The 14,816-nt window shown below is 57.5% G+C and carries 15 protein-coding genes; 14 read left to right on the forward strand and 1 reads right to left on the reverse strand.

Annotated features, from left to right (window positions below; all coding sequences use genetic code 11):
• Positions 1 to 145: 145 nt before the first annotated feature.
• A complete protein-coding gene (locus CE168_RS01125) occupies positions 146 to 847 on the reverse strand; it encodes a LytR C-terminal domain-containing protein (protein WP_099570777.1) in 702 nt (233 codons plus the stop codon).
• A 167-nt stretch (positions 848 to 1,014) separates the two neighbouring features.
• Between CE168_RS01125 and CE168_RS01130 the strand changes: the two genes are divergently transcribed.
• The 14 genes from CE168_RS01130 (at position 1,015) to CE168_RS01195 (ending at position 14,764) form a co-directional block, all read left to right on the forward strand.
• Positions 1,015 to 1,725 carry a uracil-DNA glycosylase gene (locus tag CE168_RS01130; protein WP_099570778.1) on the forward strand — a complete coding sequence of 237 codons (711 nt, stop codon included), beginning with the start codon at positions 1,015 to 1,017 and terminating at the stop codon, positions 1,723 to 1,725.
• An 18-nt stretch (positions 1,726 to 1,743) separates the two neighbouring features.
• Positions 1,744 to 2,811 (forward strand): AAA family ATPase, encoded by a 1,068-nt coding sequence (locus CE168_RS01135; RefSeq protein WP_099570779.1) that lies wholly within the window; start codon positions 1,744 to 1,746, stop codon positions 2,809 to 2,811.
• Positions 2,808 to 3,761 carry a DUF58 domain-containing protein gene (locus CE168_RS01140; RefSeq protein ID WP_099570780.1) on the forward strand — a complete coding sequence of 318 codons (954 nt, stop codon included), beginning with the start codon at positions 2,808 to 2,810 and terminating at the stop codon, positions 3,759 to 3,761. Before CE168_RS01135 ends, CE168_RS01140 begins: the two co-directional genes overlap by 4 nt.
• Positions 3,758 to 4,282: a hypothetical protein gene (locus CE168_RS01145; RefSeq protein WP_099570781.1), complete on the forward strand. Its 525-nt coding sequence runs from the start codon at positions 3,758 to 3,760 to the stop codon at positions 4,280 to 4,282. The genes CE168_RS01140 and CE168_RS01145 overlap by 4 nt, the downstream gene beginning before the upstream one ends.
• Positions 4,283 to 5,350 (forward strand): VWA domain-containing protein, encoded by a 1,068-nt coding sequence (locus tag CE168_RS01150; RefSeq protein WP_099570782.1) that lies wholly within the window; start codon positions 4,283 to 4,285, stop codon positions 5,348 to 5,350.
• Positions 5,347 to 6,366 carry a VWA domain-containing protein gene (locus tag CE168_RS01155; protein ID WP_099570783.1) on the forward strand — a complete coding sequence of 340 codons (1,020 nt, stop codon included), beginning with the start codon at positions 5,347 to 5,349 and terminating at the stop codon, positions 6,364 to 6,366. Before CE168_RS01150 ends, CE168_RS01155 begins: the two co-directional genes overlap by 4 nt.
• Positions 6,336 to 6,929 carry a DUF6466 family protein gene (locus tag CE168_RS01160; RefSeq protein ID WP_099570784.1) on the forward strand — a complete coding sequence of 198 codons (594 nt, stop codon included), beginning with the start codon at positions 6,336 to 6,338 and terminating at the stop codon, positions 6,927 to 6,929. Before CE168_RS01155 ends, CE168_RS01160 begins: the two co-directional genes overlap by 31 nt.
• A gap of 157 nt (positions 6,930 to 7,086) precedes the next feature.
• Positions 7,087 to 7,410: a hypothetical protein gene (locus CE168_RS01165; RefSeq protein ID WP_099570785.1), complete on the forward strand. Its 324-nt coding sequence runs from the start codon at positions 7,087 to 7,089 to the stop codon at positions 7,408 to 7,410.
• Positions 7,407 to 8,888 carry an esterase/lipase family protein gene (locus CE168_RS01170; RefSeq protein ID WP_180753647.1) on the forward strand — a complete coding sequence of 494 codons (1,482 nt, stop codon included), beginning with the start codon at positions 7,407 to 7,409 and terminating at the stop codon, positions 8,886 to 8,888. Before CE168_RS01165 ends, CE168_RS01170 begins: the two co-directional genes overlap by 4 nt.
• Positions 8,889 to 9,001: 113 nt before the next feature.
• Complete coding sequence (purB, locus tag CE168_RS01175; RefSeq protein WP_099570787.1) at positions 9,002 to 10,444, forward strand: adenylosuccinate lyase; 1,443 nt, start codon at positions 9,002 to 9,004, stop codon at positions 10,442 to 10,444.
• A gap of 85 nt (positions 10,445 to 10,529) precedes the next feature.
• Positions 10,530 to 13,025, forward strand: coding sequence for a lysylphosphatidylglycerol synthase transmembrane domain-containing protein (locus CE168_RS01180; protein WP_236824281.1), 2,496 nt, complete (start codon positions 10,530 to 10,532; stop codon positions 13,023 to 13,025).
• A gap of 154 nt (positions 13,026 to 13,179) precedes the next feature.
• Complete coding sequence (locus CE168_RS01185) at positions 13,180 to 13,461, forward strand: HU family DNA-binding protein (protein WP_003808664.1); 282 nt, start codon at positions 13,180 to 13,182, stop codon at positions 13,459 to 13,461.
• A gap of 146 nt (positions 13,462 to 13,607) precedes the next feature.
• Positions 13,608 to 13,967 (forward strand): MarR family transcriptional regulator, encoded by a 360-nt coding sequence (locus CE168_RS01190; protein ID WP_099570789.1) that lies wholly within the window; start codon positions 13,608 to 13,610, stop codon positions 13,965 to 13,967.
• On the forward strand, positions 13,964 to 14,764 hold the full coding sequence (locus CE168_RS01195) for a dioxygenase (protein WP_099570790.1): 801 nt from the start codon (positions 13,964 to 13,966) through the stop codon (positions 14,762 to 14,764). Before CE168_RS01190 ends, CE168_RS01195 begins: the two co-directional genes overlap by 4 nt.
• Positions 14,765 to 14,816: the final 52 nt, after the last annotated feature.

Here is a 14,816-nt window from a genome sequence, read left to right on the forward strand (position 1 = left end):
GAGTGCCAAACTCAATGTCGATGGTTGCGCTGTAAGCAAGAAACCAAACCTCATAAAAAACGCCATAATCATTGGAATTTCAAGAAAACAAAAAGCCTTGCCCCCACGAGGAGAACAAGGCTTCACATGTTTGCCACGGCGTTTTTCAGTCCAGCAACACCACGACGATCGGCGTGACAAGCCCATTACTCTGCTGCACATTCGAGATTCCCAAGGTCTGGGCGACATTCTCGGCGGTGGCCTTATCGGTTTCGTTCTGATACCAAACCACGGTCTGCGAGGGAACGTTTCCCGTCGGATTACTGGCGGAAACGCTGGTGTACCCGGCTTGGGTCAGCACATCGACCTTGCTCTGCGCATAACCGGTGATGTTCGTCGCATTCACCACGCGCACCTCGGTGCCCGTGTTCACGACCTGCTGCGCAGTAGCGTTATCCGTCTGCTCGGCATTCTGTTCGGCGTTTTGCTCGTTTTGTTCGCTTTGCTGCGAGCCGGTCGACGAATCGGTATTGGATGCGTCCGCCTCATTGCCAGAAGCGGAGTCGGATCGGGACTCGGACTTGCTCTTGCCGCTCTTGCCGCTCTTGGCGCTCTTGGCCTTTTCGGCACTTGAAGCAGTCGAACTCTCCTGCGACGACCACGGCATCTTCAGATTGTTGATCTCACCCGAGTAAACGCCCCAGAACAGCAGACCAGCAAGCAGCGCCACGATGATGACAATGACGTACGGCACGGCACGGGACGCCGCAGAACGCGCGCCACGGTGAACGCCCATAGGCCCCGACGGAGGATTATCGTACACATCCTTCTCGTAGGAATCGTAGGTCTCCTTGTCCTGCTTAGCCATATTGCAAACCTCGTTTCTCACACACTTATCTGCCAAGTGTACCGACCACCTCAGTCAGAACGCAATCAAACCGCATTCCCACCCTATTCCGCACGTTCGTGAAACCATCCCGTGAAAACCAGACCATGCCAACCGTCAGGACCGCAACACGTCGTACAGTAAGGCTCATGACACAAGCGCACATCAAACCATTGAAAGACCTCGTGGAGCCCGGATGGGCGGACGCCCTCGCCGAAGTCGAGCCACAGGTGCACCACATGGGCGATTTTCTCCGAGGGGAGATCGCAGCCGGACGCCGATACCTTCCGGCTAGCGCGAATATTCTACGCGCGTTCACCATTCCGTTCGACAGCATCAAGGTGCTTATCGTAGGACAGGACCCCTACCCCACCCCCGGACATCCGGTGGGACTGAGCTTCTGCGTGGCACCGGAAGTCAAGCCGATCCCTCGCAGCCTGACCAACATATACAAGGAACTGACGGATGATCTCGGCATCCCCATGCCAGCGAACGGCGATCTGACGCCTTGGACGAACCAGGGCGTCATGCTGCTGAACAGGTGTCTGACCGTCGAAGCGGGCAAGCCCGGCAGCCACCAAGACAAAGGATGGGAGATCGTCACTGACGCTGCGATCAGGGCGCTCAACAACCGCTGCAATCCCGACGGCAGCGTCAAACCCTTGGTCGCCATTCTGTGGGGACGTAAGGCGCAAACGTTGGAGCCGCTGCTCACCAATGCGTTCATCATCAAGTCGCCCCACCCAAGCCCCATGTCAGCACGATATGGATTCTTCGGATCCAAGCCGTTCTCACGCGCCAATCAAGCGCTCATCGCCGCAGGTGAAAAGCCTGTGAATTGGTCCCTTCCGTCAGCTTAACCCGTTACAGTAGCAATCATGGCTTTATTCCCTCCAAAAAATCCGGCACCGGCCCCGGCCCCCATTCCCATGCCGGCCGTCAGCAAACCAAGCACGTTGTCTGCGGAAGACATCAACCGCGCGAAGCAGATCGGCGCACGAATCCGCGCACGCTTCGCACAGACCTTGGTGGGGCAGGACAATCTTCGCGAATCGCTGATCACCACACTGGTGGCAGGCGGCCACATTCTCATCGAATCCGTTCCTGGTCTGGCCAAGACCACGGCAGCGCAAACGCTGGCGACCTCTGTGTCCGGATCGTTCAAAAGGGTGCAGTGCACCCCAGACCTGATGCCGTCAGATCTGGTGGGCACCCAGGTCTTCGATTTCGCCACACAGAAGTTCTCCACGCAGATCGGACCCATCCACGCCAATTTCGTGCTGCTCGACGAAATCAACCGTTCGAACGCGAAAACACAGTCGGCCATGCTTGAAGCCATGGCCGAAGGAGCCACCACCATCGGAGGCCAGCGCATTGCGCTGCCGAAGCCTTTCATGGTCATCGCCACGCAGAACCCCATCGAGGAGGAAGGCACGTTCAACCTTCCTGAAGCGCAGATGGACCGTTTCATGATGAAGGCGGTCATGACCTATCCGACCGCCCAAGAAGAGCAGCGCATGCTCTCCATGCTTACCCGTCGCGGTTCCGACACCTTCGATTCACGAGTGCTCACCGGAGATGTCGTATCCATCAGCGACGTTGAATTTCTGCGCTCCGCCGCCCGCCGCGTGCATGTCTCCGACGCGATCATGAAATATGCGGTCGATATCGCGGCCACATCACGAGGGGCAGGCACCAAGCCGGTGCAAGGACTGTCCACGCTGGTACGTCTCGGAGCCTCGCCGCGCGCATCCATCGCGCTGATCCGTATCGGACAGGCCAACGCACTGATGCAGGGACGCGACTATGTGATTCCGGAAGATGTCAAAACCTTCGCCCATGAGGTGCTGCGCCATCGCATTCTGCTAACGTTTGAGGCTCTTGCCGACGGCATCACCAGCGACCAGGTGGTGGACTCCATCGTTCAGGCGGTTCCCGTTCCATGATCGACGCAATTCGTTCCGAAGATCCGATCCGCAGCAAGATCGAGGCTCTCGGAACCACGTTGAGTCTGCCGACCGTCCGTAAAGCGCTTGGCATTCTTGAGGGCGCGCATGCGTCGGACAAACGTTTCGGCGCCAACGATGTCATGGACATCCGTGTCTACGAACCCGGAGACGAGGCGAAACGGATTGATTGGAAGACCAGTGCCCGTGCCGGACGCCCAATGGTGGTGCAGCGGGAACGCCCATGCACCTCGCGGGCCTGGCTTCTGCTCGATGTCGGGCAGGAGATGACCGGTACCTGCGTTTCCGGTGAGCAGGCGCACCAAGTCGCAGCCAACGCCTTGTGCATGTTCGCCGCACTCAGCCTGCGCCGAGGGGACGAAGTGTCCATCGTGTTCGGCGACGCAGGCTCGATCACTCGCGTGCCTTTTAATGGCGGACTCGCGCAATTCGAGCATACGTTGGACGATGCATTGCAACGTGATTGGAGCAAGCCCCGCAATATCGACGCCCTGCTGGAGTATGCCCGCCGCATTCGCGACAGGGATGCGCTGGTCATACTCGCCACCGACGAGCACGCACTCGAGGAACGTCATATGGAATCCATCCGCAGGATCGCAAGAACCCACCCTATGGTGCTTATTGACGTGGCCACCATCAATCCATTCGACGACACACACGCACGCACGGTGTTCGACGCAGGCAGCGATCGTCGCGTCCCCGCGTTCCTACGCACTGGCAAAACAGCACAGGAGGTTCGCACGCACCGCGAATATCTGTCCGCATCCGTCCGGCATGAGTTGAATCGTTGCGGTTCCACCGTGATCCGCGCCGATTCAAGCGAACGCATGTTCCGCGAATTCGTTCGGATGGTATCCGTTTCCCTGGCCCGCTCCACGCGCAATCAGCTGAAAGCCCCGTCCGCACTCACCCTGGGAGGCAAGGCATGATCATCACCTTGTCCGACAACGGTTTCGACACGATGGATCCGATTCATATCGAAACGGGCCTGGGCATCGTCATCGCAGTGTGCCTCGCCATTGCCGCGGCACTCGTCATTCTCGTGGTGTGGCTGTCGCGTCCGAACCGCAAGCCCACGAAAAAAGCCAATCATGGACGTCATGATGCGGCCACGGGCACGTCGGTATGGCACGAACGCATCGATGATGTGGTTGCCCGTCACGCCAAGGGCGATCTTACGAGGGAGAACGCGTTCGCTTTGCTTGCAGCCATCGCAAGGGATTTCGCATCCGCAGCCACCGGCAGCGATGTGCGCAGCCAAACGCTCACCGACATTGAAGCGACTCCACGCACGACAGGCAATCAGCATGGTCTCACCTTGCTCAGGCAGACCATCGAAGCGTTGTATCCTCCGGAATTCGCTGACGCCGAACGCAATCACACCGCCAGGGAGGCCACTGTCGAACAAGCTGGAGAGTGGGTTGCCAATCTTGTGGAAAGGTGGCGATGAATGAAATTGTCATGGCACTGGCCGTGGGCCGGTTTCGCAGGACTGATCGTGGCATTGGCCGTCGTCGCCGTCATGGTGCTGGTCGACGCAAAACGCAAACATGCCGATACTGGAGCCGCACGAACGTTCAGCTTGGATGACGATCTCAACACCGAAACCGCGTCGAAGCTGTTCCGGCAGTGGCGCACGCTGTCGCGCATGGCCGCTGTTCTGCTGGTGGTCGCGTTGGCACTGACGATAGCACTGGTGGCACGCCCCAGCACCGTGGACGAAGGAGAGGAACGCGCAAGCAGCCGCGATATCGTGCTGTGCTTGGACGTGTCTGGATCGACGTTGCCTTACGACCGAGAAGTGATCGACACCTACCGCAGATTGGTTGATAGCTTCAAGGGCGAACGCATCGGATTGAGTATTTTCAATTCCACGTCACGTACCGTGTTTCCGCTGACCGACGATTATGAGCTGGTATCCGAGCAGCTCGACAAGGCCAGCACGATACTGAAGGGCGTTGAATCGCAAGATGATATCGACAAGATGAAAGACAGCGACTATCAGGCGATTTCCGACTGGCTGGAGGGCACTCAGAATCGCAAGGACGCCACTTCCCTGATCGGCGACGGCGTAGTGAGCTGTGCGGCCATGCTGCCCGGCTTCGCCTACGGCAGCGCCAATGCGGACACCTCGTCCCGCCAACGTGCCGCTTCCATTGTGCTCGCCACCGATAATGTCGTTTCAGGAGATCCGACATACACGCTTCAGGAAGCACTCGACCTGACCAAACAGGCGGAAATCACGGTTGACGGGCTTTTCTCCGGACCACAGCAAAGCGAATCGGAGCAGACCACCAATCAGTTCAGATCCGAAATCGAATCACATGACGGTGTGTTTCTCACGCAATCGAACGGCGCTTCCGTTGCCGAACTGGTCAGACAAATCGAATCGCGCCGCAGCCACGAAAGCGCGTCAAGCAGCAGAGCCGCCATGTCGGACGCGCCCGGATGGTGGACATTGGCGCTGGCTGTGGTAATGGTGTTCTGGCTGATATTGGCTTGGAGGTTGAAGCGATGAATCATCTGACGCTCTCCCCCGCTTTGGGTTGGCCCGTCGGCTTGGCGATCGCCGTGACCATGCTGGCTTGCGCAGTCGCGCAGATCGTGCTGCATATCCGCAGACGGGGACAAAGCGACGAAACCGTCTGGGCTTGCGCAAGACGTTCCCTTGCCTGCATGCTCGTGGCCGTTATGGCATTGACCCCAAGCATCGTCTCGTCCACGAATAGCCGCGCGATCAACGCCACCGATGTGGTGGTGGCGGTCGACGTGACCGGTTCCATGGCGGTCAAGGACGCGCAATACGGTTCCGCCGAGCAACTCAGCCGTCTGGATGTTTCCAAGCAGGCCGTGAAGGACATCACCGCCATGTACCCGAATTCCAGTTTCGCGGCATTGCGATTTGGAGCTTCGGGGACATTGGATGTTCCATTGACACCCGATTCGAAAGCGATCGACAATTGGGCGGATACGCTCGCACCGGAATCGACTTCCGTTTCGGCCGGTTCGACTTTGGATGTGCCGATTGACCAGTTGCTGCTGACATGCAAGTCGATTCATGAGCAGCATCCGGATGATGCGATCGTGCTGTACCTGATTTCGGACGGCGAACAGACATCTTCGAAAACACGTCGTACGTTCTCATCGTTACGCCGCTACCTTTCCGACGCGTTCACCATTGCCGTCGGCAGCGAACAAGGGGGTAACATCCCCGTGACCGGCGACGGCGTGAACGAAGGAGACGGCCAGTGGGTCACCGATCCGGAAACCGGCGAACCCGGCGTATCGCGCATGAACGCCGACGAAATGAACACCATCGCCGACGAACTCAGCGGAACCGCCATCCAACTCAATGCGACAACAACCATGAACGACGGAGCCTCCAAAGAGGCATCCGACAAATGGCGCGTCACACAAACCGCCAAACAACGCACGAGAACCGTCGCCGTGGTCTGGCCGTTCGCCATTGCCGTGGCGCTGCTCCTGGCTTTCGAAGCCGGAGCATGGATCACGCAATCCAGGAGGCTGCTGTGAACACGACCGTCAAAGCACGCGCATCCTTGCCTGTCCGCATCATCATCGCCGTCACCGCGGCCATTTCAATCGCCGTGGGCGCGCTTGCCATAGTGAATCTCGCTTCCGTAAGCAACTACAATCAAGCCACGAACAGCCTGAACGCGAATATCAAGGCCAGCCAGCAGCAGGACGCCGATTTCGACAAATTGCAGACCCAACAGCAGCAGACCGACGCCCAATTCCGTGAAGCCGGAGCGGCAGGCGTGTTGTTGTTGCCGAATGTGCGTTCATCCATCGAACATAACGCCGCCATCTCGGCAAAACTAACCGAATCCATACGCAAGAAGATCCATTCAATGCAGGATTCAGGAAAATCCGATACCGACACCGCCATCGAAGGCGGACAGTCCGTCACCGACGGCAATCAAGGCAACGGAAGCACATTGACCGACGAGCAGCGTCAGAAAGTCGAGGAGCTTCTGGCGCAGAACGCGCAATCCACCCAATCCGATTCCAATGATTCCGGTTCTGCCGCCAAACAGGATTCCGACGGAACGTCCTCACCTGCAAAACCTTGGTAAAGGGGGTCTCTTTCAAAGAGTTATCCACAGGCATGCCGACGTGCTCTCGTTGATTTTCCAACGACGACACGCCGGCAACTTGTTTTTTTGACCATCCTCCGACCACAGGCCTCGCCCTCCACACCACGACAGCCGACCGACGTGTTCCAATACAGCTATGAACACTTCAATCGCATACCCGTTTGTCCCCTCACTGGGCTACGACCCCATCAACGCCCTGACCTCGATGCCAGGCATGCCCTGCCATTGCCGTACCGGCATACATGCCACCCAAACGCTGATCAACGCCAAACTCACTTCCGCATCACAGCGCCTCGACGATCTCGACGCCGCGCTCGCATCCAGTTCACTACCCAATTGGGCGGGAATCGCCGCCGAATCATATCGCGCGCGGCTCGATGAGTTACGCAAGCAATCCTTGGCGCTGCGAGACGCGCTCAACGACACCTCACGCATCCTATGGTCGGTAGGTGCGGTATGAGCTGGCAAGTGACCGCCAGAGTCAGCGGCGGATGCAAATATTCCACAGAGGAAACCGAAGCCTATCTGCGTGCCGCGAAAGCGCTCAGCCATGCGGCCGACGAGCTAAACCGCGCCCATGACTCGTTCCGGGCATTGAGGCTTCAGCTTTCCACCTATCCCTATGCGTCATCGGCCGTCGTCCTGCTATCCGGATCAAACTCCTACTGCAATGCCGCAGATCATATCGAATTGCCATACGATCAACTCATCGAACGTTGCGACGGCCACGCGAGCGCACTGGGAGCGATGGCGGCACGATTGTCTGAATTATCGGCATTGATCATTCGTGCGCAATCCCTGTATTCCCATGTCGATGACGCCGGCAGAAAGGCCTTGAACGAACTTCTGCAATTGACGATCACAGCATTCCCGAAGGAGTCGATACTTATCGGCACGGCCATGTCCGCCTTGGGATACGTGATGGGTTCCATCAACGAAGGCAAATCCAACCCCATCTACCTGTTGGATTCGTTGGATTGGGCGCAGGAAGGCATTATGGGCGCGGCCGGCGCCGCGCTCAGCAGATACGGCAAGGTCAAAGGCCTGCTGCATACCGACGAAGTCAACCATGCGGCCGGCACCATTTCCAACGCAACGTCGCGTGGCTACAACCTGATTCAGGGCAACAACCTCACCGTCACCCGAGTCCGGCCGAAAACCGAAGTGGTTCGAGAATCGCATAGCGTGAGCGAAGCGATGGAAGATCTTCGGCGTCTCGGCGAGGAACGTCTCGGCAAAGCCGATCTCGACAGCGGGCTTGAGTACGGTACCATCGCCATCTCCAAATACCGCAGAACCGATGGCACCAACTCATGGCTCGTCACCATTCCCGGTACCGACGGCCAGCCGGACTCCCCGTTCGGATGGCCGCAGAACGTTGAGCTTATGAGCTCCCACAGCAAGCAGCGTATGGAGGCGGACAGCGCACGCATGGTCCAGGAGGCCCTGAAGCAGGCCGGCATCAAATCCGATGAGCCGGTCGCACTGATCGGGCATTCGCAGGGCGGCATCGTCGCCGCCACCATCGCATCGGATCTGAAGGACGATTATGACATCAAACATGTGGTCACCGCCGGATCGCCCGTCGCCAACCATCCGATTCCAGACAAAACGTGGGTGACCAGCGTGGAAATGGACGACGAGCTTGTGGCAGCCCTCGACGGCGCGGCCAACCCCAATTCCGAACATTGGCTGACCGTACGCGGCACCGCAAGCAAGTCCGACAACAATCCGGAATCAACGTTCGCGGGAACTCCCGTCACAGATGCTCCCGACAACAAGGAGATCACGCATTGGCTGAAATATCATCAAGCCGCATACCAGAACGCAACCGATATGGGATCATCCGCCGTGAAAACCCACGAACGACATTTCGATGAGATTCTCGACGGCGACCTGCAGGAGGTCATGTATTTCGAAGGACGCATGAGCAAATGAAAGCACACAGCGGTCAGCCGCAGCCGAACGGAACCGATAACGCAGGATAGGCGTCATCCACCGAACGGACAGATATCCGAATCTCGTTTACGGCTGAACGTATGCTGTTGCCTATGAAGCTTACTGATATTTCCCCTGCAATCGCATTGACCCCTCTTGACGGCCGCTACCATGGGCAGACCGCTCCTCTTGTCGAATATTTGAGCGAACCGGCATTGAACCGCGAGCGCATGCGTGTGGAAGTCGAATGGATGATTTTGCTTGCCAACGGTTTTGAAGGCAACGGAAACCAGACCATCGTTCCGGGCGTCAAGCCGCTTACCGATGAGGAGCAGGCGTTCCTGCGCTCCATTCCTGAGGATTTCGGCGCTGAAGGCATCGCTCAGCATGCTGCTCATGAGGCCAAAACCCATCATGACGTGAAGGCCGTGGAATATTACATCGACGATCAGCTTGACAAGGCCGCCGACGTGCTCGGCCATGAAACCCAGCTGACCGGGCTCAAGACCCTGGTGCATTTCGCCTGCACATCCGAAGACATCAACAACCTGTCCATTGCCCGCTGCGTGAAGAACGGCATCGAGAACGTGTGGCTGCCGGGTGCACAGGCCATCCTCGACCATCTGGCTCAGAAGGCCGAGGAATACCGCGACAAGGCCATGCTGTCGCTGACCCATGGCCAGCCGGCTACCCCGACCACGCTGGGCAAGGAGCTTGCGGTGTACGTGTACCGTCTGAACCGCCAGCTGAACAAGGTCAAGGCTCAGGAATATCTCGGCAAGATCAATGGCGCTACCGGCACGTTCGGCGCGCATTTGGCCGCATGCCCGGACGTGGATTGGGTTGCCGTCTCCCGTGAGTTCGTCACCAACCGCATGGGTCTGACTTGGAATCCGTTGACCACGCAGATCGAATCGCACGACTGGCAGGCCGAGCTGTACGGTACCATCAGCCATACGAACCGCATTCTGCACAACCTGTGTGTGGATGTATGGATGTACATCTCCCGTGGTGTGTTCGCCCAGGTTCCCGTCAAGGGCGCCACCGGATCCTCTACCATGCCGCACAAGGTCAATCCGATCCGTTTCGAAAACGCTGAGGCGAATCTGGAGATCTCCTGCTCGCTGCTTGACACCTTGTCCGCAACGCTCGTCGAGTCCCGCTGGCAGCGCGATCTGACCGATTCCACCACACAGCGCAATATCGGTTCCGCACTGGGCTATTCCGTGCTGGCACTCAACAATCTGATGGGCGGCCTGAATTCCATTCATCCGAACGACATCGTCATCGAAGCCGAGCTGGATTCCAACTGGGAGGTGCTTGGCGAGCCGATTCAGACCGCCATGCGCGCCTGCGAACTGGCAGGTCTGCCAGGCATGGACAAGCCGTACGAGAAGGTCAAGGAACTCATGCGCGGCCATGAAATCTCCAAGGACGCCGTCGAACAGTTCATCGACCAGCAGGCGTTCGACGATGCCACAGCGGCTCGCTTGAAGGCACTGACTCCGGCAACATATACCGGTGTCGCCGGCAAGCTGGTGGATTTCGACCGCTGAATCACGACTGTCGAATAAACACTAAAAACCATGCATCTTGAGGGTGGCCACGTATTTCGTAGCCACCCTCAAGGCGTATTATCGAATGCAGTGGGGCAATATGACCCACCTGAAGCCAATCTCATACGTATGGAGCAAGTCAACAGTGTCTCACTCCCCCGAAGCCAATAAGCCCAAACCGCATATCGACGATGTGCCACCGAAACGCAGCCGTGATTTCGCCGATTTAACACATGCGTTCTTCGCACTGGTGCTCGGCATAGGCGTAATACTGTTCTCCGTGTATCTGCACGGCACCGCATCCGGCGTGGAATCCGACGTTCGCTCCGCAGGACGCGTGGTCAGCTGGCTGACGGATGTGCCATCCTCCCTACTGCAGCAACTTGCCATCGTATGCATCACCGTCAGCGTGCTCATCCAGCTGCTCGCATCCAAAGAATGGCTGCAAAGCGTGGTTTCCGTGATGTCCCTCATCTTCGGATTCTTCGCAGTATGGGGCGTATCCGCACTGATCAGCAATTCCAACAATGCCATGCTGATCATTCCGCTACAATCCAACAGCACATCCGTAGGCACCGGACTGCTTCCCGATTTTTACGCCGCCATGACGTCATTCCTCACCGTTTCAGGCCCACGTCGTATCCGCTCATGCACCAAATGGGGATGGAACGTACTGTACGCCGTGGCGATGCTGATGGTTGTGCTTTCATGGAATTCGCTGGCCGGCGCCATTACATCCTATGCCATAGGCCGCGTTATCGGCATGCTGATTCGTTTCGCCATCGGCACGCAGAACAATGGCGCCTGGGGCACACAGATCGAGCAATCATTACGTTCCATCGGCATTGACGTATCACTACTTACACGCAGAGTCGCCCCATACGCCGATTCAGGAGTATTGAAAGCCACATTAGATGATGATTTAATCGAAAATTCCCGTATTTACGATGTCGTCGATTATGAAGGCACGCAATACACCGTTTCCGTGCTCGACAATCAGGTACATGCAGCCGGCTACCTCAATCAGGTGTGGCAGTGGCTTCGCCTGACCGGTGTTTCCATGCGCCGTGACCGTTCCTCCGTCGACGCCACGCACCACCATTACGCCATGATTCTCGGCCTAGCCAACGCCGGCCTGAAAACTCCGAGCGTATACGGCGTGGCCGACTATGGAGAATCCTCCATTCTGGTATTCCACCGCAACCACATGCCATTGGAATGCAACCAAAACACCATGTCCGACCATGACATGGAAACATTCATGGAATACCTCGCAGCAGCACATCGCCATGGTTTCACACATCGGCGCATCACCCCCGACACCTTGTCTCGCATGGAAAACAATCAACCGGTAATTGCCGGATGGCAGAATGGCGACTACGGCAGCGCATCGCCAAACTTCGCCCTTGACAAAGTACAGCTTCTCGTATTGCTTGCGACATTGAACGGCGTCGACCGTGCGATCGCCTGCGCTCGCAGGACCTGGGGCGATGAGCAGCTCATCAATCTGGCGCCTTTTGTGCAAAAAGCCGCCGTTCCCGCCGCGACGCGCACTCTGCCGGGTTGGGATAAGAAGATGCTTTCCGATCTACGTACACGGATTTCCGCGCTCGCCCCGCAGGATGTTGCGGATTCGATGGAAAAGGTCACGCTATCGCGATTCAGCTTCCGTTCCTTCTTCGCCATCGCCTTGCTGGTGGTTGCCGTATATGTGGTGTTCACACAGATACAGCCGGCCGAGATGATCAAAGCGGTCAGAGACGCGAATCTTGCTATGGCCTTGGTTTGCGTTGCTCTCGGTTTTATCGCATGGCTAGGTTCCGCCATCACCTTGGGTGTGTTCATGGATTCTGACAAGCGCAATACGATCGGCTTGTTTTGCTCTCAAATGGCATCCGGCTTCACCGCCGTTTCCATGCCGGCCGGTGTCGGTCCCGCGTTCGTCAACCTTCAGTTCCTACGTAAAAGCGGCTATCGTAGCACCGCTGCGACGGCGGTTATGAGCGCGGTCTGGGCCGTGCAGGGAGGCACCACCATCGTGCTGCTGCTGATGATCGGCCTGTTCACGGGGCGCAATACCTTGTCCGGCATGATTCCGACGAATACGCTGATCATGGTGATCGCCCTCGTCGCGCTGGTCGTATCGGCGGCCATGGCGATTCCTCCGGTACGTCATTTGGTGACCGAGAAATATCTTCCGATGGCAAAGGCCTACGCACGCAATCTAGTCGACGTTCTCGCACGTCCGAAGGAACTGGCTTTCGGCATAGCGGGCGCTTTGGTGCTCAACCTTGCGACCGGACTGGGCTTCTGGGCCGCGTTGATGGCGTTTGGGTATCACACGAATCCCATAGAGACCACGTTCATCTTCCTGCTTGCCAATACTTTGGGGTCCGCAGTTCCCACACCTGGTGGTCTGGGTGCCGTGGAAGCCGCGCTGTCGGTGGCGTTCACCGCCGTGGGCATTCCCTCCACCATTGCCGTGTCCGCTACTCTCGTCTACCGAATCGCCTTCTACTGGCTGCGAATTCCGGTCGGCGCGCTGGCTATGAAATGGCTCGACAGGCACAATTTGATCTGACAAACGCCCCCGTACGCTTCGGTTTACCCCCTATTTATAAAAAAAGCGCCCAAAGCCCTTATAAAATGCCGTTTCCCTCATAATAGTGCGCTAATATCATAAAGAACGTGGATGTTCGTAATCAGAATGTCCCCTGATCCAAGAAGGATGCTTTATGGCATACAACAAGTCTGATCTCGTCTCGAAGATCGCTCAGAAGTCTAACCTGACCAAGGCACAGGCTGAGGCAGCTGTGAACGCTTTCCAGGACGTGTTCGTCGAGGCAATGCAGTCCGGCGAAGGCCTGAAGCTGACCGGCCTGTTCTCCGCTGAGCGCGTCAAGCGCGCCGCACGCACCGGACGCAACCCGCGCACCGGCGAAACCATCGAGATCCCGGCAACCTACGGTGTTCGCATTTCCGCCGGTTCCCTGCTGAAGAAGGCTGTCACCAAGTAATCATTGCGATGATGGACGATCAGATGCCCCGACCACGATGGTCGGGGCATCTGTTTTTTCTGATTCCCGCATGCAACCGTTTCTCAGGTTGATTCTGCGCTAGACTATGCATATTAGACATCGTGTCCATATAGATGGGGAATCTCATGACCGACCAACGCAAAGAAGTCATCAACCAACTGCACGAACTCAACATCTTGATACTGCACACTAAGCTCAAGGCGACGCGCACACAGAGCGTGCTTCGCGCCGCGACACGGGTACGCAACGTCGAAGCGGCCCGTCGGGGCGTGGCGCCACTACAGCAGCTTCCAAAATCATCAGGCACGGCAGCGCATATGCTTGACTGTCTGAACGAAGAGGAGCTTTCCACTCTCAGCGAACTTCTGCGGCGTATCATCGACAACACCGACACCAGACTCCTCGACGAAGAGTACGCGGAACGACGCAAAGCCATCCATGAATTTCTTATGCTGAATCACACAGACACGGAGGTGCGGGAATGAGCGACGAGCAGGAGGCCACTCCCGAGGCAAACGACCCCAAACCAATTCGTATCGGCAAACGATCCCTATTCGCTCCAAGTGAGGCCGTGGCCGTGGAACAGCATTCCGTGACGCCTCACGTGTCACGCACCCGTTATGGAACCGCGCGCGTCGAAGGTCGTCTCTCCTCCCCCAATGCGCGAGTGCCCGAAGTCATATCGCAGCATTGCGGCGGCATCACAGTCAAAGGCCATACTCTCAAATCGTTCGCCTATACCACCGATGCCGTGATTATTCGCAACACCAATGCCAACGCCATTCTCGCCGTCTACCCGTTCACCGGCGAGCCGGTTATCACACAAGCGCTGCTCACTGTAGCCCAAATGCCGTTGTTCGTGGGCGTGGGCGGTGGCACCACCACAGGTCCACGTGTGGCCGAATTGGCTATGGTAGCCGAAATGCAAGGCGCGGCAGGCGTTGTCATCAATGCGCCAGCTCCTGCGGAAACCATCGAGACCACCATGTTGATGGTTGACATTCCAGTCATCGCCACAGTCACAGAAGACGATGAGATCACCGAATGCAAGATCCTTGCCGGCGCGGCTATCATCAATGTGGCGGCAGGCGCACGCACCGCTCAGGTTGTGGCAAGCATCCGCATGCATCACCCGGAAATCCCGATTCTCGCATCAGGAGGCGGTTCCGAAGAACGCATTCTCGCTACCATCGAAGCGGGTGCGGACGCCATTACATGGACGCCGCCAAGCGCGCAGCAGCTGCAATCGCAGATGATGGCGAAATACCGCGGTGAAGCCTGACTTGAATCGGTCTAAAACGACACTAACCGCTTTAGAATCACGTAACGAAATA

Source organism: Bifidobacterium sp. N5G01 (assembly GCF_002742425.1).
Taxonomy (GTDB): domain Bacteria; phylum Actinomycetota; class Actinomycetes; order Actinomycetales; family Bifidobacteriaceae; genus Bifidobacterium; species Bifidobacterium hominis.